General features: G+C 69.9%; 17 protein-coding genes. 4 read left to right on the top strand and 13 right to left on the bottom strand.

The window, feature by feature from the left end; all coding sequences use genetic code 11:
* Positions 1–75 precede the first annotated feature (75 nt).
* Complete coding sequence (locus ACIQH8_RS01690) at positions 76–1,305, top strand: lipopolysaccharide biosynthesis protein (RefSeq protein ID WP_400993991.1); 1,230 nt, start codon at positions 76–78, stop codon at positions 1,303–1,305.
* A gap of 49 nt (positions 1,306–1,354) precedes the next feature.
* Positions 1,355–3,274, top strand: coding sequence for a glycosyltransferase (locus ACIQH8_RS01695; protein ID WP_400993993.1), 1,920 nt, complete (start codon positions 1,355–1,357; stop codon positions 3,272–3,274).
* 62 nt (positions 3,275–3,336) lie between these two features.
* On the opposite strand, the gene glf is transcribed toward ACIQH8_RS01695, so the two are convergent.
* The 13 genes from glf to wecB all read right to left on the bottom strand — a co-directional run bounded on the left by glf (position 3,337) and on the right by wecB (position 18,873).
* Entirely contained in the window at positions 3,337–4,491 is a 1,155-nt protein-coding gene (glf, locus tag ACIQH8_RS01700) for a UDP-galactopyranose mutase (RefSeq protein ID WP_400993995.1), read from the bottom strand.
* A 133-nt stretch (positions 4,492–4,624) separates the two neighbouring features.
* Entirely contained in the window at positions 4,625–5,935 is a 1,311-nt protein-coding gene (locus ACIQH8_RS01705; RefSeq protein WP_400993998.1) for a nucleotide sugar dehydrogenase, read from the bottom strand.
* A 77-nt stretch (positions 5,936–6,012) separates the two neighbouring features.
* Positions 6,013–6,861 (bottom strand): NAD-dependent epimerase/dehydratase family protein, encoded by an 849-nt coding sequence (locus tag ACIQH8_RS01710; RefSeq protein ID WP_400994000.1) that lies wholly within the window; start codon positions 6,859–6,861, stop codon positions 6,013–6,015.
* Complete coding sequence (locus ACIQH8_RS01715; RefSeq protein WP_400994003.1) at positions 6,858–8,270, bottom strand: polysaccharide biosynthesis protein; 1,413 nt, start codon at positions 8,268–8,270, stop codon at positions 6,858–6,860. The genes ACIQH8_RS01710 and ACIQH8_RS01715 overlap by 4 nt, the downstream gene beginning before the upstream one ends.
* Positions 8,271–8,365: 95 nt before the next feature.
* Positions 8,366–9,517 carry a glycosyltransferase gene (locus ACIQH8_RS01720; protein WP_400994006.1) on the bottom strand — a complete coding sequence of 384 codons (1,152 nt, stop codon included), beginning with the start codon at positions 9,515–9,517 and terminating at the stop codon, positions 8,366–8,368.
* Entirely contained in the window at positions 9,514–10,839 is a 1,326-nt protein-coding gene (locus ACIQH8_RS01725; protein ID WP_400994008.1) for a glycosyltransferase, read from the bottom strand. Before ACIQH8_RS01725 ends, ACIQH8_RS01720 begins: the two co-directional genes overlap by 4 nt.
* Positions 10,836–11,258 carry a hypothetical protein gene (locus tag ACIQH8_RS01730; RefSeq protein ID WP_400994010.1) on the bottom strand — a complete coding sequence of 141 codons (423 nt, stop codon included), beginning with the start codon at positions 11,256–11,258 and terminating at the stop codon, positions 10,836–10,838. The genes ACIQH8_RS01725 and ACIQH8_RS01730 overlap by 4 nt, the downstream gene beginning before the upstream one ends.
* Positions 11,255–12,571 (bottom strand): glycosyltransferase, encoded by a 1,317-nt coding sequence (locus ACIQH8_RS01735; protein WP_400994012.1) that lies wholly within the window; start codon positions 12,569–12,571, stop codon positions 11,255–11,257. Before ACIQH8_RS01735 ends, ACIQH8_RS01730 begins: the two co-directional genes overlap by 4 nt.
* Positions 12,568–13,779, bottom strand: a complete 1,212-nt coding sequence (locus tag ACIQH8_RS01740) for a glycosyltransferase (protein ID WP_400994014.1) — start codon at positions 13,777–13,779, stop codon at positions 12,568–12,570. Before ACIQH8_RS01740 ends, ACIQH8_RS01735 begins: the two co-directional genes overlap by 4 nt.
* Complete coding sequence (locus ACIQH8_RS01745; protein WP_400994017.1) at positions 13,776–15,557, bottom strand: ABC transporter ATP-binding protein; 1,782 nt, start codon at positions 15,555–15,557, stop codon at positions 13,776–13,778. Before ACIQH8_RS01745 ends, ACIQH8_RS01740 begins: the two co-directional genes overlap by 4 nt.
* A gap of 4 nt (positions 15,558–15,561) precedes the next feature.
* Positions 15,562–16,551 carry a Gfo/Idh/MocA family oxidoreductase gene (locus tag ACIQH8_RS01750; protein ID WP_400994020.1) on the bottom strand — a complete coding sequence of 330 codons (990 nt, stop codon included), beginning with the start codon at positions 16,549–16,551 and terminating at the stop codon, positions 15,562–15,564.
* Positions 16,551–17,654: a DegT/DnrJ/EryC1/StrS family aminotransferase gene (locus ACIQH8_RS01755; protein ID WP_400994022.1), complete on the bottom strand. Its 1,104-nt coding sequence runs from the start codon at positions 17,652–17,654 to the stop codon at positions 16,551–16,553. The genes ACIQH8_RS01750 and ACIQH8_RS01755 overlap by 1 nt, the downstream gene beginning before the upstream one ends.
* A gap of 151 nt (positions 17,655–17,805) precedes the next feature.
* Positions 17,806–18,873, bottom strand: coding sequence for a non-hydrolyzing UDP-N-acetylglucosamine 2-epimerase (gene wecB / locus ACIQH8_RS01760; protein ID WP_400994024.1), 1,068 nt, complete (start codon positions 18,871–18,873; stop codon positions 17,806–17,808).
* Positions 18,874–18,938: 65 nt separating this feature from the next.
* Here wecB and ACIQH8_RS01765 point away from each other — a divergent pair, with 65 nt between their 5' ends.
* A complete protein-coding gene (locus tag ACIQH8_RS01765) occupies positions 18,939–19,676 on the top strand; it encodes a glycosyltransferase family 2 protein (protein WP_400994025.1) in 738 nt (245 codons plus the stop codon).
* 5 nt (positions 19,677–19,681) lie between these two features.
* Positions 19,682–20,056, top strand: coding sequence for a DUF2304 domain-containing protein (locus ACIQH8_RS01770; RefSeq protein WP_400995670.1), 375 nt, complete (start codon positions 19,682–19,684; stop codon positions 20,054–20,056).
* Positions 20,057–20,085 lie beyond the last annotated feature (29 nt).

The following is a 20,085-nucleotide window of genomic DNA, read 5'->3' on the forward strand; positions in this document are numbered from 1 at the left end:
GGTCGCCCCACCGTGCGGCACAATGGTTCAGCCCCGGCTCCCCTCCGGGGCGGTGCCCGAGCGAACAGGAGTCGCATGCGACGGTCCGTCCTCGCCCGCGCAGCCGGCGGCTACGGCCTGTCCGTCGTGCTGAGCGGGCTCGTCAGCCTCCTCGTCATCCCATCGGTGATCATCGCCGCCGGGACCGAGTCGTGGGCGACCATCGCCGTCGCGCAGGCGGTCTCCGGGTTCGCGTTCGTGCTCGTCGCCTACGGATGGGGGGTCGTCGGCCCGACGGAAGTGGCCTCGCGAGCGCCCGAGGAGCGCGGTCGCTACTTCGGGGAATCGCTGCTCAGCCGGACCTGGCTGTCCGTGGTCATCGTCCCGATCGCCGTGGTGGTCGCGATCGCCTTCACGCCGACGCAGCCGCTGCTCGCCGCCCTGACCACGACGAGCGGCATCCTGGTCGCCCTCGGTGCCGGATGGTTCTACGTCGGCGAGCAGAGCCCGCTCAGGTTCCTGCTCATCGACACGATGCCGCGACTGGCCGGCACGCTCGCCGGAGCGATCGCGGTCATCGTGACGGGCAACGCCGTCTGGTTCGCGTCGCTGCAACTCGCCGGCGTGGTCATCGCCGCGGCGATCGCATCGATCGACGTCCTCAGGCGCTATCGCGGATGGACCTGGACCGCATCCCCGATCCGGGCGGCGCAGAACCTGCGGGGCCAGGGACACACGGTGGCGATGTCCGCGACGTCCGCCGTCTACGTCAACGTGCCGATCCTGCTGGTCCAGGTGTTCATCCCGAGCGCGACCGCCGTCTACGCGCTGGCGGAGCGGATGGTCCGGCTCGCCCTGTACGCCACCCGGCCCATCGTCCAGGTCGCACAGGGCTGGGTGCCGAATCCCGACGCCCGGGTGCTCGTGTCACGTGCGCGTCGGGTCACGGCGATGGGGCTCGGGCTCGGGCTCGTCGGCGGCCTCGCCTTCGCCCTGCTGGCGCCGTGGGCGGGAGGCATCCTGTCGGGCGGCGAGCTGACGATCCCCTGGGACCTCGCGATCCCGATGGGCGTGAACCTCGCCGCCATCCTCGCGTCGCAGCTCACGGGCTTCGCGTGCCTGACGGCGCTCGGGATGTCGCGTGTGCTGTCCACGAGCACGATCGCGGGCGCCGTGGTCGGCACCGCCCTCATGATCCCGCTGCTGCTCTGGATCGGCGTGCCGGGCGTCGCCTGGGGACTGGCCGCGGCCGAGCTCGCGGTGCTCGGCGTGCAACTCTGGAAGCTCGCGCCGAGGCTCACCCGCAAGGTCACGGTAGGCTCGTAGCGGCCGACCGGTCGTCGTCGGCGCAACGAATCCCTCCGGAGTGCAACCAGTGACCTCGACCTGGACCGAGCTGCAGCGCGTCGTCTTCCCACAGGACGGCGACCCCGACGTCCTCCCCCTCTACGTCGATGCCGACGTGTGGGCCCGGTTCGGCACGCGGGAGGTTCGCGTGAGCGACCGAGCGCACATCGACGACGTCCTCGGTCGCGACCGGTTCCGGGTCGGATCAGGTGAGCGGATGTCGTTCGCGGGCTACTTCAACGCCTTCCCCGCCTCGTACTGGCAGCACTGGACGGTCGTCGACCGGATCCGCCTGCGCGTGACGACGAGCGGCTCCGGCACGCTGCTCGTCTACCGCTCGACCGCGCAGGGCGTGCCGCAGCGCGTGGCCTCCCAGGCGTTCCGAGGCGACGAGCAGGTGACGACCGTCGACCTGCCGGTCACGACGTTCGGCGACGGCGGCTGGTACTGGTTCGACCTCGTGGCCGGGCACGGCGAGGTCGTCCTCGGCGCGTCGGCATGGGAGACGGATGTCGCGCCCGCGCGCGACGGCCGCGCGTCGATCGGCATCACGACGATGAACAAGGCCGACTACTGCGTCCGAACGCTCGACGCGCTGGCCTCCGACGCGACGGTCGGCGATGTGCTCGACCGCGTGTACGTCGTCGACCAGGGTTCGCAGCTGGTCCGCGATCGCGAGGAGTTCCCCGCGATCGCCGAACGCATGGGCGATCGCCTTCGGGTGATCGAGCAGGCGAACCTCGGCGGTTCCGGCGGATTCGCGCGATCGATGCTGGAGACGCTCGAGGCCGGCACGAGCGAGTTCGTGATCCTGCTCGACGACGACGTGACGATCGAGCCCGAGAGCATCGCGCGCTCGGTCCGCTTCGCCCGGTACGCCACGCAGCCCGTCCTCGTCGGTGGGCACATGTTCGACCTGCTCGATCGTCCGGTCATGCACGCGTTCGCCGAGACCATGGACCTCTCGCCGTTCATGTGGCATGCCCAGCCGCACGACGAGGTGCCGCACGACTTCCGCTTCAGCAACCTGCGCCAGACCCGGTGGATGCATGCGCGGATGGACGCCGACTACAACGGCTGGTGGTTCTGCCTGATCCCGGTCGCCGCGCTGAGGGCGGCCGGCCTCGCGCTGCCCGCGTTCATCAAGTGGGATGACGCGGAGTACTGCCTCCGTGCGGGCGCGAACGGCTTCCCGACCGTCACGCTTCCCGGCGCGGCGCTGTGGCACGTGTCGTGGCTCGACAAGGACGATTCGATCGACTGGCAGGCCTACTTCCACGCCCGCAACCGATTCGTCGCGGCGCTCCTGCATTCGCCTCACAGCGACGGGGGTCGCCTGACGGAGGACAGCTGGCGTTGGGACCTGCGCCACCTGCTGTCGATGCAGTACTACCCGGTCACGCTGCGGCACCGTGCGCTGCGCGACATCCTTCGCGGGCCGGCGCACATGCAGGCCGAGCTCGGCACGATCCTCGGCGAACTCCGAGCCGAGGCGTCGAAGTTCCCCGAGAAGACCGTGCTGAAGACCGACGACGAGCTGCCGGCGACCGTCGAGGGCAAGAAGGTGTTCCCGCTCGGACCGGACGGCAAGCCGGCGAAGGGCCCGCGCGGCATCCCGCTGGTGCTCTTCACCGCACGGATGACGCTTCGCCAGTGGTTCACGAAGCCTCAGCCGAGGAACGTGGCCGCCCCCCAGGTCGAGCTCGCGAAGCGCGACGGGACCTGGTTCCGACTGCCGATGTACGACAGCGCACTCGTCTCGACGGCAGACGGCACCGGCAAGGTGCGCTACACGCGCGACCCGCGTACGTTCCGACGGCTCGTCCGCCAGAGCCGCAAGCTGCACCGCGAGCTTCGCAAGCGCTGGCCCGAACTGTCGAAGCAGTATCGGGATGCGCTTCCCGAGATCACCTCGCCGGAGGCGTGGCGACGCACGTTCGAGCGCTGAGGCTCGTGACCGGGCCCGAGTGGCCCGGTCACGGCGCATGCGCGCGTGCCGCGGTGACCAGCTCAGCTGAGCTCGGACATGATGCGGTTCTCGTACATCGAGAGTGCGGAACCGATCGCCATGTGCATGTCGAGGTACTGGTAGGTTCCGAGGCGGCCGCCGAAGTGCACGCCCTGCTCCTGCTTGGCGAGCTCCCGGTACGCGAGGAGTCTCGCCCGGTCCTCCGGCGTGTTCACCGGGTAGTACGGCTCGTCGCCTCGATTCGCGAACCGCGAGAACTCGCGCATGATCACGGTCTTGTCCGTCGGATACTCGCGCTCGGGGTGGAAATGCCGGAACTCGTGGATCCGCGTGTACGGCACCTCGAGGTCGGCGTAGTTCATGACCGGCGTGCCCTGGAAGTCGCCGATCGGCAGGACCTCCTGCTCGAAGTCGAGCGTGCGCCAGCCGAGTTCACCCTCGGCGTACTCGAAGTAGCGGTCGACCGGGCCGGTGTAGACCACGGGCACGGACCCGACGACGGTCGCCTTGTTGATCGGCTGCGATTCGTCGAAGAAGTCGGTGGAGAGCCGGACCTCGATGTTCGGGTGATCCGCCATGCGCTCGATCCACGCGGTGTAGCCGTCGGTGGGCAGGCCCTCCCACGTGTCGTTGAAGTAGCGGTTGTCGTAGGTGTACCTGACCGGAAGCCGGCTGATGACCTCCGCCGGGAGTTCCTTCGGGTCGGTCTGCCACTGCTTGGCGGTGTAGTCGCGGATGAACGCCTCGTAGAGCGGGCGACCGATCAGCGAGATCGCCTTCTCCTCGAGGTTCGTGACGTCGTCCGAGTGCAACTCGGCGGCCTGCTCCGCCACGAGCGCGCGCGCCGCGTCCGGTCCGTGCGCCGAGCGGAAGAACTGGTTGACCGTGCCGAGATTGATCGGCATCGGGAACACCTCGCCGCGGTGGGTGGTGTAGACCCGGTGCACGTAGTCGGTGAACGTCGTGAATCGATTGACGTACTCCCACACACGGGGGTTCGACGTGTGGAAGAGGTGCGCGCCGTAGCGGTGGACCTCGATGCCGGTCTGCTCCTCGGGTGCGCTGTACGCGTTGCCGCCGATGTGGTCGCGGCGGTCGATCACGAGGACCTTGCGGCCGAGTTCCTCTGCGGCGCGCTGCGCGATCGTGAGGCCGAAGAACCCCGATCCGACGACGACGAGGTCCACTTCAGCCATGCTTTTCCACCTGTTTCGAGAGTGCGTTGATGCGGCCGCGGGAACGACCAAGGATCGATTCTAGCTGCGGTCGACCGAGCGGACGCCGATCGCCCGAGCCTCCGCAGCACGGAGTCTGTGCGGCTCGGTTCGCCTACACCGCCGGCGCGGTGCCGCCGGCGCCGATCACGATGCGCGGGGTCCCGGCCCACGTCGCCGGGTCCGTGACGTTGCGGCCGTCGACCAGCAGGCGCAGACCGGGCAGGTCGCTCGGCTGCATGGCGCGGTACTCCGCATGGTCGGCCTGGACGATGGCGAGGTCTGCGTCCGCACCGATGTGGTACGGCTCCCAGCCGAACCCTCGCAGCTCTTCGTCGGTGTACATCGGGTCGTGGACGAGAACGTTCGCACCGCGCTCGCGCAACGCGTCGACCGTGGCGAACACGCCGGAGAAGGCCGTCTCCTTGACGCCGCCACGATACGCCGCGCCGAGCACGACCGCGGTGAGCCCCGTGAGGTCGCCGAGGATGGATGCCGCCTGGCCGACGAGCCGACCCGGCATCGACGCGTTGAGCAGTCGTGCGGTGCGCACGATCTCAGCGTCGTCGTCGGTCGACAGGTAGAGGCGCGGGTAGACGGGGATGCAGTGCCCGCCGACGGCGATTCCGGGGCGGTGGATGTGGCTGAAGGGCTGCGAGTTGCTCGCGTCGATCACCGAGTAGACGTCGATTCCGACCCGGTCGGCGAACAGCGCGAACTGGTTCGCGAGCCCGATGTTCACGTCGCGGTAGGTGGTCTCTGCGAGCTTCGCCATCTCAGCGGCCTCCGCACTGCCGAGGTCCCATACCCCGTTGCCGCGAGCCAGATCGGGCCGCTCGTCGAAGGTGAGGACCTGCTCGTAGAACTCGACCGCGCGGCGCGCACCCTCTTCGCTGAGTCCGCCGACCAGCTTCGGGTACTTCTTCAGGTCTGCGAACACGCGGCCCGTCAGCACGCGCTCCGGTGAGAAGACGAGGTGGAAGTCCGTCCCCTCGACGAGGCCGGAGCCCTCCTCGAGCATCGGCTTCCAGCGCGTCCGCGTGGTTCCGACCGGCAGTGTGGTCTCGTACGAGACGAGGGTGCCGGGGGTGAGGTGCTCGGCGAGCGATCGCGTCGCGGCGTCCATCCAACCGAAGTCGGGCTGCCAGGTCTCGTCGTTCACGAACAGCGGCACGACGAGGACGACCGCGTCGGCACCGGGGATGGCGTCAGCGTAGTCGGTGGTGGCGCGCAGTCGACCGGCGGGGACCAGTTCGGTCAGCTTCTCCTGCAGGTGCGCCTCGCCCGGAAACGGCTCGATGCCCGCGTTCACGAGGTCGACGACCGCGCGGTTCACGTCGACACCGACGACCTCGTGACCTCGGTCGGCGAACTGGACAGCAAGGGGCAGGCCGATCTTTCCGAGGGCCACGACGGCGATACGCATGATCTCCATCTTACGGTCGGCCGGGAGCCGGTTCGTCCGGGCCCTGACGAGGTCTCAGCTCGATGTCGCGGTCCGGCTCAGTCCCATGTCCGATCGGGGACCGCGCGCGGTCGAACGCCGAACAGCCGGGTCATCGCCGAGATGTCGGCCCAGTTGAAGCTGGGCTCTCCGGGCGACTCGACGACCGCCGACGGATCGGGCGCAATCCGCTCGAGGAGGGTGCGCGTGCTCACCGCGACGCCGGCGCCGACGTTCACCACTCGTGCGCCCGTGGTGCTGTGGTCGATGGCGGCGCAGAGCACGTCCACGAGATCGTCCTGGTGGATGTAGTCGCGGATGAAGCGATCAGGAGCGGTGAGCATCACGGGCTGCGAGGCGGATGCGTGGATCAGGCGATGCACGAGCGAGTCCGGGAAAGCCGGGCCGGCCACGTTGAAGATGCGGAGCGAGGTGACGGACGCCGCGTCTCCGTCCGCCGCGAGCCCACCGAAGATCTCCTCTGCCCTGATCTTGGATCGGGCGTACGGGCCGCTCCCCTCCAGGGGCGAGTCCTCCTGCCGCGCGGACTCGGCCGTGACGCCGTACACCGCCCCGGAGGAGGCGTGCACCACTCGTTGCGCGCCGCACCTGCGGATCGCCTCGGCCAGCGTCCGATCGATGCGGGCGTTCACGTCTTCGATGCCGTCGCCGCGGAGCACCGAAGCGAGGTGCACGACCACGTCGGCGCCCGACCTCGCGATCGCCTCCTCCACGGCGTCCGCGTCGGTCACGTCCGCGCGGACGTCATCGGGATGCGGCACGTCGGAATGCAGACGTGCGATCGAGACCACGCGATCACCACGGCGACGGAGCCGTTCGACCAGGTGACGGCCGATACGGCCCCGCCCGCCCGTCACGACGACGGGTCGAGCCGTGGAATCGGTCACCCCTGCTCCGCAGGCGACTGCGCGCGGATCGCGAACCCCATGTCCCTGAGCTCGGACACCGTCTCCTCATCGTCGGCTGCGCCACTGCGCACCCGCTCGATCAGCGCGCGGATCCGCTCGACCGGGACCTGCATCTCGTCCTCGACCTGCAGGATGAAGACCTTGCTGTTCGCGGTACTCGTGGCGAGGTCGGGGTTGTAGGTGAGTTCCTCGTACAGCTTCTCTCCCGGCCGCAGCTGGGTGACTTCGATCCGCACCTGCGGAGCGATCGCATGGACGAGGCTCTCGGCGAGGTCCATGATGCGCACAGGCTCGCCCATGTCGAGCACGCAGATGTCGCCGTTCGATCCGAGCAGGGCGGATTGGATGATCAGCTGGGCCGCCTCGTCGATCGTCATGAAGAATCGCGTGACGTCGCGGTGGGTCACGGTCAGCGGCCCACCCGCCTCGATCTGCCGGCGGAACGTCTCCATCACGCTGCCGTTGCTCTGCAGGACGTTGCCGAATCGCACCGCCGTGAGCTTGGTCTCGCCGGACGTCGCGGCGAGATCGCGGAGCAGGAGCTCCCCGAGACGCTTCGTGGAACCCATCACATTCGCGGGCCGCACCGCCTTGTCGGTTGAGACGTACACCGCGTGGCTGGCGCCGACCGCGATCGCCTGGCGCAGCACGTTCTCCGCACCGAACGCGTTGTTGACGACGGCCTCGGTGGGGTTGTGCTCCATGAGCGGCACATGTTTGTACGCGGCGGCGTGGAACACGAGTTCGGGACGCCGCTCGTCGAAGACCCGCTCGATCCGTCGCTCGTTCTTGACATCGGCGACGACGATGCGGAGGCGCTCGTCGTGGAGCCGATTCTCGAGGTGGAAGAGCCCGGTCTCCCACCAGTCCAGCGCGACCACCTCGGCGACGCCGAGCGCGAGGAGATGCTCGACGAGACGCGAGCCGATCGATCCCGCAGCACCGGTCACGAGCACCCGCTTCCCGCCGACCATGGTGCGGGCATGCAGGAGGTCGTGCTTGACGGGCTCCCGTCCGACGAGCTGCAGGACATCGACGTCCGTCAGGTCGCTGACACTCACGGCCTCGCTGCTGATCGTCTTGTACGTACGGGGCAGGATCGACAGCGTGAGCCCGGTCTGCTCGAGCCCGGCGAGGAACTCGCGGAGGCGGTGGGCCTCGATCGTCGGGATGGCGAAGTAGACCGAATCCACGTCGTGGTCGCGGACCACTCGATTCACGTCGGCGAGGACGCCCAGCACCTCGGGGTCCTGCTTGGCGTCGTCGAGGAAGCCGACGACGTCATGACCGTGGGCCCTCGCATCCGCGGCGATCCCGTGCCCGGCCACACCGAAGCCGACAACGAGGATGCGACGTCGCGCGTCGATGGGATCGCCTACCTGAGTCACCCATCGATCCTAAACGAGACGCTCGGGCGAATTCCCCGCGCCCGGTATCGACGGGCGGAACCGCGCAGCCGTTCGGATGCCACCGGTCCGCCCCGTCAGCGAGCTGCGTTCTCGTACCGACGGGCCAACTGCTCGGCGCTTCGCGCCAGACTGCGTTCGGCCACGACGAACTCGCGGGCCCGCCGCCCCAACTCCCGGTGCTCCTCGCTCGGCATCCGCACGATCGTCCGGATGCCGTCGGCAAGTGCGGCGACGTCGCCCTCCGGGACGAGGAGACCGGTGCGTTCCGCGTCGAACATCTCGCGCGCACCACCCGAGTCGTAGACGACGACCGGGACGCGCATCGCCTGCGCCTCCAGCGTCACCAGTCCTGCGGCCTCGCGCCAACCGTTCCATTCCCGCGTCGGGAGCGCCAGCACGCACGCTCCGTCGAGGATCTCGCGGATGCGGGCCCGGTCGACGGACCCCAGCACGTCGATGTGCGGGTGCTCGGCGGCCGCCGCGTCGACCACGCCGCGCAGCGGCCCGTCGCCGGCGAGGACGAGCCGGTGCGGGGCCGAACGCGACACGAGGGTGGAGGCCGCGATCAGGTCCCTCACGCCCTTCGCCTCCGACAGCGCGCCGATGAACACGACCCGGGGCGGGCCGGAGTCGTCCGGCACGTCGGTGGGCGTGTAGAGCGCGGTGTCGATCCCCTGGTAGTGCACGTCCACCTTGCGCGCGTCCGCACCTGCGGCGATCACCCGCCCGGCCAGGTACTCGCTCACCGCGAGGATCGACGTCGCGTCCCGGAACGCACGGCGGACAGTGCGTCGGTGATGCGGCAGGAGGACTCTCGCCATGCCGTGGCGCGACGCCGGGTCCGCATCGGCGAGGTAGACATCCGCGCCGTGGACGGTGAGCAGCAGGGGCGCTCCGCTGCTGCGGTGCGCTCGCACCGCGGCTCCCGAGAGATTGGCGAAGTGCTGGTGGATCAGGTCCGGCCCCCAGCGCGTGATCGCCCGCGCCGTGTTCAGCGCGAGCAGCGGTGCCGCCTTCTGCCGCACCGGATAGGACCGACCGGACAACGCGGGGACGGTCCGGCTGGTATCGTGGATCGACAGATTCGCCTCCACCTCAGGGTCGCGGACGTCCCCCGCAGAGGTGAAGAAACGGAAGTCGAATCGCCCGTGGAGCGCCATCGCGTGCTGAACTGCGAAATACGTGGGTGGGATCTGCAGCGTGGCCTTCGCCACCGCGATCCTCATCGTCCCGCACTCCGGGCGTCGACGACGTCGCGAAGGTGATCGATCCGTGCGGCGAGCTGATGAGAACGCTCGAACTGCCGTGCCCACTCCTGTGCGGCGGCGCGGTCGGCGTCGCTCTCGACCTCGGCACGGGCGGCCACCGCCGTCAGCGCGGCCGCCACGTCAGCGGACGCGAGCGAGCGCGTCGGAACCCAGGCCGGCGAGTCGCGCAGCACATCGGTGGCGGCGTTCACCGGCTCGTGGATCGAGACGATCGGGATGCCCGTCGCCGCGTACTCGTACACCTTGCCGCTCGTCACGTACCTGCCGGTTCCGAGTGCGAGGACGAGCACGTCGAAGCCGCCGTAGACCTCGCCGATCGTCGCCTTGCTGACCGGGCCCGCGAAATGCACCCCGTCCGCCGCTGCCCTCGCGAGCGCCTCGCTCGCCGATCCGGACGCTCCGAAGTGTCCGAGATACCCGTGGAGCACCAGCCTCGAGCGTCGGAGGAGCTCCGACTCCTCGCGCGCTCGACGCCATCCGGAGAGCAACGGCTCGATCGGCACGTTCTCCGACACGGTCCCGATGTAGCCGAACGTGAGTCCGTCCCCTCGATCGGCGCGCACGGGGACGCGCAGCGGCACGTCGTACTCGTCGAAGCCGTTCGCCACGATCTGCATCCGGGCGCTCGCGTCGGGATTCCGCTCCGCGTGCCAGCGCGCGATCGGGTCGTTGACGAACCACACCTCCTCGGCCGCGTTCTGGAGGCGGTGCTCCCATCGTCCGACGCGCGAGCGCCGCTCATGGAGCGTCCGACCGGAGAACACATCGAGGCGCCAGGCGTCGCGGTAGTCCATGACGAACGGCACGCCGTCATCGCGGTGCAGCGCCCAACCCGGAGTGAAGTCGACATGCGGGTTCGCGGTGCCGACTGCGAGGCTCACCCTTCGCTCGCGATGGACCCGGCGGGCCGCCCGCTCCAGGTCGGGTCGCCATCGGCCGTACGCCCGTTCCGGGAATCGGACCAGATCGCGTCGCCAGTCGGCCGCCACCCAGAGCTCGGGATACCGGGCTCGCGCCCGCGACCACCGGGCGAGGTCCGAGGAGAAGGCCGGGGTGTCGACGCTCAGCCGCTCGAGGCGGACGTCGGGATGGATGCGGCGTTCGAGGCTGACATCGCCACCAGTGGAGTCGAGGAAGGTCTCGCGAGCGGTCGTCAGGACCGTGACGTCCCAGTCGCGCTCCGCGAACGCGTTGACCGTCGCCAGCGCGCGATAGACGCCTCCGGCACGGCTCGGGGGGAATCCCCACGCCGTGTACAGCAGATGAGGGCGACCGCTCATCGCGCTCGCGCGATCGCCGTCCGGGCGGCCGGGTACCCGGCGACCGCCGTGATGCGCCTCCCCTTCCGTTCCGCCAGGCGCCGCCACGACCACGCGGCGAACCCTCCGTCGCGCTCCGGAGCGACGATGAGATCGGCGTGCCGGACGGCCTCGGTGATGCCCGGGTGCGAGCGTGTGGCTCGCCAGAAGCGCGCGCCGGTGTCGAGCGGGAGCGCTCGGACGATCGTCCGAGCCAGCACGTTGCGGGCTGCCGCGGCGACCAGCCGCGCAGCGAGCGCACCCTCGGCGACGCGGATCCGGCCATCGTCGAGCTCGGTCGCGGCCCCCCAGCAGACGATCGTGACCGTGTCGTTCCCGTCGAGCGCAGGAATGGCGTCCGGACCGTACGAATCCGTCGGAGAGAAGACCACCACGTTCACCGTTCCACCTCGTCCGTCTGGCGCGCGGTCAACTCGCGCACCGGCTGCTGCAGTTGGCGCATGCGCTCCCATCCTGCTCCCCAGCGGATCGCGTCCGCTCGGGACCGGGGCGTCTGCGCCCGGATCATCGCCGCGCCCGCGATGAAGGCGTCGGCCACGTCGTCGGGCGACATGCTGCGAGCGGGCGACCACACCGGGGATCCGGCCATGACGGTCGACGCCGCGCTTTCGGGGTCGTGGACCGAGACGACCGGCAGGCCCGTCCCCGCGAACTCGAAGACCTTTCCGCTCGTGACGCCGGGACCGCTGGCGAGAGCGAGGACGAGCCCGTCGAATTCGGAGAAGGCGGCAGCGACATCCGACTTCGCGACCGGCCCGTCGTAGGCGATGCCGTGATCGGCGGCGCGCTCGAGGAACGCGGCGAGCGCGGCGTCGGCGACGCCGGTGCGCCCGAGGTGACCCCGGAGGACGATCCGCGCCTCCGCGATGTCCCGTGATCGCTCGCGCGCGCGAAGCCAGCCCGCCAGCAGCGCTTCGGTCGGGAACTGACCCGAGTTGATCGTGCCGACGTAGCCGAACGTGAGCGGCCGATCCGTTTCGATCGGTCGGAACGGGACGGCCGGGGTGACGCCGCCGACGATGTCGAAGCCGTTCGGCACGACCTTCATCCGATCGGCGAACGCCGGGTACTTCTCCCGGTGCCAATCCCGGATCGGTTCGTTCACGAACCACACCTGGTCGGCGTCGCGAAGGAAGGTGCGTTCCCACTTCAGTGCGCGCGGCGATGCGCGGGGATTGGGTCGCCCGCTGAAGACGTCGATCGTCCAGGCATCGCGGTAGTCCATGACGTAGGGCACGCCGTGACGGCGCTTGAGCTGCCAGCCCGGGATGAAGTCCACCGACGGGCTCGCCGTGCCGAGACTGAGGTCCACGCGCCGGTTCCGATGCACGGCCGCGGCGGCTTCCGAGAGCGCGCGGCGCCAGTCGCCGAACCCGGTCTCGGGGAACCGCAGGCTCCGAGCACCGGCCCACAGCTCGGGGTGCCTCGCACGCGCCCAGGACCATTCGGCGACGTCACTGGAGTAGACCCCGGAGGAGAACGGCACCGGGAGGATGCGAACGCCGTCCGCCACGAGGTCGGACAGCGACTGGTCGACGATGCCCTCGTCGGCGAACACCTTCTCCGGGGCGGTGAGCACGGTCACGTCCCATCCGGCGGAGGCGAACGCGTTCGCGATGCCGATCGCACGGTAGACGCCGCTGGTTCGAGCGGGTGCGAACGCCCAGGCGGTCAGCAGGAGGTGGCGGCTCACAGCACGGCCTCCTTCCCGAGGAACGGAGCGAGCACGCGGGCCGAGAGTGCCCCGTCGTGGACGGCGTCGACGTAGGCCGGACCGCGCTCCGCGATCCGGCGGTAGTGCTCAGGGCGATCGGCGACATCGCGGAGCACCTCGCCGATCGTGTCCGGCGTCGCCTCGACGACGGGCGGCTCGAGGCCGGTCACCTCGCGGATGTGGTCGCGGACCTGGTCATGGAGATGCGCGACCACCAGTCGTCCGGCTGCCATGGCCTCGATCGAGGTGGTGGCGTAGATCCCGAGCGCGAACTGGTCGAGTACCACGTCCGCGGACGCGTACCGTGCGGGCATCTGGTCGGCGGGCACCTTGATGACGCGCTGGTAGTCGATGATCCCGTCGGCGTCGAGCCGCTCGACCGTCGGCTCGATCAGCGCCGTCCCCTTCACGGCCGGGTTCGTCGGGGCGTGCAGCACGACGGGGCGCTCTCCGGCCAGGGCCGGCCGCGAGTTCCGCCAGTCGGTCGGATCGATCACGATCGGGAGCCACGCCGCGGCCGGCCAGTCCAGGAGCAGCTCGGGTGTCGCGACGAACGAGGGCACGCCGAGTCGTTCGAAGACCGCGCGGTTGCGGCGGGCCTTGGCCTCGAGCGCGCGGATCCAGTCCTGGTCCGGCGCGCGGAAGGGCGACCATCGATCGATCTGGGCATGACGGCTGGGCAGCCTGAGATCGGTCCCGAGGCTCGCGAGGCCGACCCTGAGGCCGCGTCGCAACAGCCACTCCGCCTCCCGCTCCACGAACCCCTGGAACGCGATGCCGAACATGGGACGCTCCGCCTCGAAGAGGACGTGGGTGAAGCCGGACGCGACGGCGTCCCGCTGCCGCCGTGCCCAATCCCCCGAAGCCGAGAAGACCGCCTGGGACACCGAGTAGTCCGCCGGGAACCCGTAGTCCGCCGGACCGCGGTACTGCATGTTGACCGCGCCGACGCCCGGAAGCCGCTCCGCGGCTCGCGCCCACTGGTAACCCTGCGCGGCGAAGTTCGCCGGCGCCAAGTACAGTCTGGTGTCACCGGGCGGAGCCTGGACGGGCGCGGGGACGTCGGCGAGCGAGAAGCGCTGCGCCGGCCGCCGGAGCCGAACCGCGATCCGATCGGGCAGCGCGCCGACGGCGAGGCGATAGGCGATGCCCGCCCGCCGCGCGAGGAGTGTCAACGCACCGGTCACGCCAGTCCCGCCAGCTTCGCCTGCGCCGCAAACTCCGGGCTCGCAGCCACGACCTGGTCGAAGGTTCCCTGCGCGGTCACGGTGCCCTCCTTCATGAACAGCACGAGGTCGGAGTCACGGATGGTGCTCAACCGATGGGCGACCGCGATGACGGTCACGTCCCCGTGGAGGTTCCGGATCGCATCGGCGACGTCGGACTCCGTCTTCGTGTCGAGCGCGCTGGTCGCCTCGTCGAGCACCAGGACGAGGGGGTCGCTGTACAGCGCACGCGCGATACCGAGGCGCTGACGCTGCCCGCCCGACAGGGCCAGCCCTCGCTCACCGACCCGGGTCTGCAGGCCATCTGTGCGCTGCTGGATCACGTCCCACAGCTGCGCCCTGCGGGCGGCCTGCTCCGCGCGTTCCATGTCGATGTCGTCGCCCCAGGTCAGCGCGATGTTCTGCGCGATGGTGCCATCGAACAGCGTGACCTCCTGCGGCACGTAGCCGACGTGCGCGCGCCATGCGGCGAGCACGTCCTCGAGGGGCAGGCCGTCGAGCTTGATCTGCCCGGCCGTCGGCGTCAGCAATCCGAGGAGGAGATCGATCAGTGTGGACTTCCCCGCTCCTGATGCGCCGGCGATCCCGACCGTCGCCCCCATCGGGATTCGCAGGTCGAGCTCCCGCACCGCGTGGGTCGCGCTGCCCGGGAACGCGAACGAGACGCCCTCGAGTTCGAGCGTCGCCGGATCGCCGGGAAGCGGCTCCCTCCCGAGCACCTCCTGACTCGCGAGGAAGTCCTTCGCCGCCTCGATGTCGGCGATCACCGCATCGACGTACGGGGCGGACGTGATCGTCCGCGTCATCACGGCCTGGAATCCGGTGAGCGACGGAACGAGTCGGAAGCCGGCGATGCCGAACAGCGCGACGGCCGAGATCGCGTCCTCCATGCCGTTGCCGAACAGGAACGCGGCGCCGCCGACCACGACGAACCCGCCGATGATGGCCGCGTCGAAGACGAAGCGCGGCACGGCAGCGAGGAAGCTCGCGTTGGCTCGCGCCTGCGCCGTCCGCGCGCGGTTCACGCGCACGACCTCGCTCACCTCATCGGCCTTGTCGCGCAGGCTGATCTCCTTCAGCGAGGCGACCATGCCGGAGATCAGCGCCGCGACGTGCAGCGCGGAGTCTCGGGCGACTCGCGCCGCCTGGCGCGTCTTCCCGCTCAGCACGAAGTACTGCAGCAGCGCGATCCCGCCGAGGTAGACGATGGTGATCAGGGCCGTGACCGGTTGGGAGATGACGATGACTCCCACGACGCCCGCCGAGGTCACGATCAGCCCGGGCAACGTGGTGATCGGAAGCAGGAAGCCGGCGACCACGTTGGCGATGCCGCTGTCCGACATGGCCACGATCTGAGCGCTGTTCCGCGAGATCCTGTCCGTCCAGGGCGCGCGGATGTAGGCCCCGAACAACTCCTGACCCACGCTGAGCTCGTACGAGGCGAACCGCCGTGTCGCGATCCACTGCAGCCAGACGTTGACCGCCGACTTCAGGATCACGACCGCGGCCAGAACGAGGATGAGCCACAGGACCTGGTCCTGCGGGACCGTGCCGATCACCGGAAGCACGACGTCCTCGCCGGTCACGCTCGCAGCGAGGGTCAGCGCCAGCAGCATGAGCGCCAGGACGTCGATGGCCGCCAGGGCCGCCGAGACGAGGGAGAAGCCGATGAGGAACGAGCGGGCCGAGCTCGGAAGGAAGGGCAGGAGGCGCCGCAGCGAGACGAGGATGCGATTCATTGACTCACAGCGCGATCGAATCGCCCGTTCCCGCCGAGCGCAACGCCGCCTCGACGACCGCGAGGGTGCGCTGTCCCTGATCCATCGTGACGACGTCGGTCGCGTGCCCGAGGACCGCGTCGCGGAATGCCTCGTGCTCGACGCGCAACGGTTCGCGCTTCGCGAAGGCGTAACGGATGACGTCTCCCTCGGAGACGCCGCGGAACGACGAGACCGAGTCCCACTCGAGCGGGATCGTGCCGTTGGAGTAGAAGGTCAGGTCCCCGGTCGAGGTGTCGGCCACGAACGCGCCCTTCTCCCCCGTGACGACCGTGATCCGCTCCTTCATGGGGGAGAGCCAGTTCACGATGTTGTTGACGATGACGCCGGAGGCGGTCCGCCCGGTGATGGTGATCATGTCCTCGTGCTCGCGACCGGACTTGAACGCGGTCTGGGCGAACACCCGTTCGTACGGCGACTGCACCACCCAGGCCGTGAGGTCGACGTCGTGCGACGCGAGATCCTTCGCGACGCCGACGTCGGCGATGCGGGAGGGGAACGGTCCCTGCCTGCGGGTCGTGACCTGGTAGACCGCGCCCAGCTCGCCGGCCTCGATCCGCCGACGAAGCTCCTGCAGCGCGGGGTTGAACCGCTCGATGTGCCCGACCGCTCCGACCAGCCCCTCCCGGGCGAACGCGTCGACCATCCGTTGGCCGGCCTCGAGGCTGTGGGCGATCGGCTTCTCGACGAGCGTGTGCACGCCGGCCGCGGCGAGCTTCAGCGCGGCATCCTCGTGGAATCGGGTCGGAACCGCGACGACCGCGACGTCGATGCCGACCCGGATCAGCGCGTCGATGTCAGGGAGCACCTCGAGCTTTCCGGCAACGCCGTGCGGGTCGCCGCCCGGGTCGGCGATCCCGACCAGCTCGACGCCGTCGAGCTCACGGAGGACGCGGGCGTGATGGCGACCCATCATCCCGACGCCGAGGAGTCCGGCACGCAGGACGTCGGTCATCAGGCTCCCGCTCCCGCGACGGCGTTCACTGCGGCGACGATCCGTTCCAGGTCGGCCTCGGCCAGCGACGGATGGACCGGGAGCGAGACGACCTCGCGCGCGGCGCGCTCGGTTTCGGGAAGATCGAGGCCCGGCGCGAATCGCTCGAGCGAGGGAAGGCGATGGTTGGGGATCGGGTAGTAGACCCCGGCGCCGACCCGGTGCTCCTCCTTCAGTGCGGTCACGAACCCGTCCCGGTCGTCGGAGACGCGGATCGTGTACTGGTGGAAGACGTGCGTCGCATCGGGAGCGATGGCCGGCGTCGCGACACCCCGGAGGTGCTCGCTGAGGAACGCGGCGTTGCGTCGACGCTGCTCGGTCCACGCCTCGACCTTCGTCAGCTGGACGCGACCGATCGCCGCGTGGATGTCGGTCATGCGCGCGTTGAAGCCGACCAGTTCGTTCTCGTACTGACGCTCCATGCCCTGGTTGCGGAGGAGTCGGAGACGACGCTCCACACCGGCGTCGCCCGTGGAGACCATGCCGCCCTCGCCCGACGTCATGTTCTTCGTCGGGTAGAGGCTGAACATCGCGAACGTCCCGAAGGTGCCGACGGGCTTTCCGCCGAACATCGCGCCGTGCGCCTGGGCGGCGTCCTCGAAGAGGTGGAGGCCGCGGCGGGCGGCGAGCTCGCCGAGCGCCACGACGTCAGCCGGGTGCCCGTACAGGTGCACCGGCATGATCCCGACCGTCCTCTCCGTGATGAGCGACTCGACGGAGGAGACATCGAGGCAGTAGTGCTCCGGTTCGATGTCGGCGAAGACCGGCGTCGCGCCGGTGAGAGCGACCGAGTTGGCCGTCGCGGCGAACGTGAAGGACGGGACGATGACCTCGTCGCCCGGGCCAACCCCTGCGGCCAGCAGGCCGAGGTGGAGACCGGAGGTCCCGGAGTTCACCGCGACCGCGGCACGCCCGTCGAGAAGGACCTCGGAGAACTCCCGCTCGAACGACGCGACCTCCGGGCCCTGGGCGACCATGCCGGAGCGAAGCACGGCGTCGACGGCGGCACGCTCCTCGTCACCGATGATCGGCTTGGCCGCGGGGATGAACAGTGGACCGCTCACGCGAACTCCCTCTGATGATCTGTGTTCGTCGGACTCCACAGGAGCCGACGGTCAAGCCTACCTGTTCGGTCGGATCGGCCCCGACGTGCCCGGGTGCCCGCCGGCACCACGATCGACTCGACGCGCGTCGGCCTTCCGGGCGGGTCCGCGCCTATTCGGAGGCTCGGCCGAGCGCCTCGACCACGCGCTCCGCGGCACGGCCGTCGCCGTACGGCTGCGCAGCCGTGCGCTCGGGAGCGGGCCGCTGGACGGCCTCGGCGATCTCCGCGTGCCTGCCGGCCAGCACGTTCCAGCCCAGGTCGACCGTCTCGACCCATTCCGTCTCGGTCCGAACGGTCGTGCACGGCACGCCGAGCAGGAACGCCTCCTTCTGCAGGCCGCCCGAGTCCGTCACGACGCCGGCGCTGTGCAGCGCGACGGAGACGAGTTCCGGGTAGCGCAGCGGCCGGTGCGGGACGAGGGTCCCGGTCGCGAGTTCGATGCCGTGCTCGGCGGCCTTCGCGACCAATCGGGGGTGCGCGACGATCAGCACGGGCCGGTCGAGGTGCGCGAGGCTCTCGATGATCGAGCGGAGTCTGGACGGATCGTCGGTGTTCTCGGCCCGGTGGATGGTGGCGAGGTAGTAACCGCCGCGGGTGAGGTCGGATTCCGCGAGGGTCGGCGGCACCTGGTCGGCGACGGCGTCGCGCACGTTCATCAGCACGTCGGTCATCACGTCACCCACGAGCACCGACCGCGACGCCAGCCCCTCGGACGCCAGGTGGCGCATGGCGACCTCGGTCGGCGCCAGGCAGAGGTCGGCCGCATGATCGGTGAGCACCCGGTTGTGCTCCTCGGGCATTCGCCGGTTGAAGGATCGGAGGCCCGCCTCGAGATGCGCGACGGGGTAGTGCAGCTTGACCGCGCTGACGGCTGCCGCAAGCGTCGAGTTGGTGTCGCCGTAGACGAGGACCCAGTCGGGATCGTGCTCGTCGAGCACGCCGTCGAGGGCGGAGAGCATCGCTCCCGTCTGGACGCCGTGGCTTCCCGAGCCGACGCCGAGGTGAACGGTCGGGGCCGGGATCGCGAGGTCGGTGAAGAAGACGTCCGAGAGCATCGGATCGTAGTGCTGCCCGGTGTGCACGATCACGTGCTCGACACCCGCCGCCTCCGCAGCACGGCTGATCGGGGCGAGCTTGACGAACTGCGGGCGCGCGCCGACGACGCTGAGAACCTTCACGCCACGTAATCGTAGACGATCGCTCGCGAGCAGGGCGCGGTCCCCCGATTGCTAGGATCGCACTCATGCCCTCCACTCCGCAGCGCCCGATCATCGTGCTGCCTGCGTACAACGAGGAGCAAGCGCTCGGCCCGTTGCTCGACGAGATCGCTCGAGCGCTCCCCGACATGGCCTGCCTCGTCGTGAGCGACGGTTCGACGGATGCCACGGTCGAGGTCGCCCGCGCGAAGGGCGCGATCGTCGTCGAACTCCCCTTCAACCTCGGCGTCGGCGGAGCGATGCGGGCAGGGTTCCGCTACGCGGTCCGTGAAGGCCACCGCGCCGTGATCCAGGTCGACGCGGACGGCCAGCACGACCCGCGAGACGTGCCGCGCCTCGTGGCCGAGCTCGAGCACGCCGACATCGTCATCGGGGCGCGTTTCGCGGGCGAAGGCGAGTACGCCGCCCGCGGCCCCCGCCGATGGGCGATGAAGCTGTTCGCCACCGTCGTCGGCCGTGTCTCGAAGACGAGACTCACGGATGCCACGAGCGGATTCAAGGCGACCGGCCCGCGCGCGATCGCCCTGTTCGCCGACACCTACCCGGCCGAGTACCTCGGTGACACCATCGAAGCGCTCGTCATCGCGGCCCGTTCGGGCCTGACGATCCGCCAGGTCCCGGTCGCCATGCGTGAACGCCAGGGTGGCGTCCCGTCGCACCATCCTCTGAAGGCGGCCGTCTACCTCGCCCGTGCGACCATGGCACTCGCGTTCGCGATGACCCGCCCCAGAGTGGAAGTCCCGTCCCTGGAGGCGCAGCCGTGAGCACGATGACCTACCTGCTCGGGATCGCTGCCGCGCTCATCGCGCTCGCGTCGGTCGTGGAGCTCATGCGGCGGCGCCGGCTGAGGGAACGCCACGCCGTCTGGTGGATCCTCGCGTCGCTCATGGCCCTGGTCGCCGCGCTGTTCCCCGTGAGCGTGTCGTGGGTCGCCGGGGTGTTGGGCGTCGGTCTGCCGAGCAACCTCGTGTTCTTCGTGTCGATCGTGCTGCTCTTCCTGGTGAACCTGCAGCACAGCGCCGAACTCACCGACCTCGAGGACAAGACCCGTACCCTCGCGGAGGAGGTCGCCCTGCAGAAGGTACGCTTGGAGCGGCTCGAGCGGAACGACGACCGCTCGCCGAACACTCCGGACACCCCCTAGGCGCGACGGTCGCGCCGCATCCCGTTTCC

It is taken from the genome of Agromyces sp. GXQ0307, from assembly GCF_044769845.1.
Taxonomy (GTDB): Bacteria; Actinomycetota; Actinomycetes; order Actinomycetales; family Microbacteriaceae; genus Agromyces.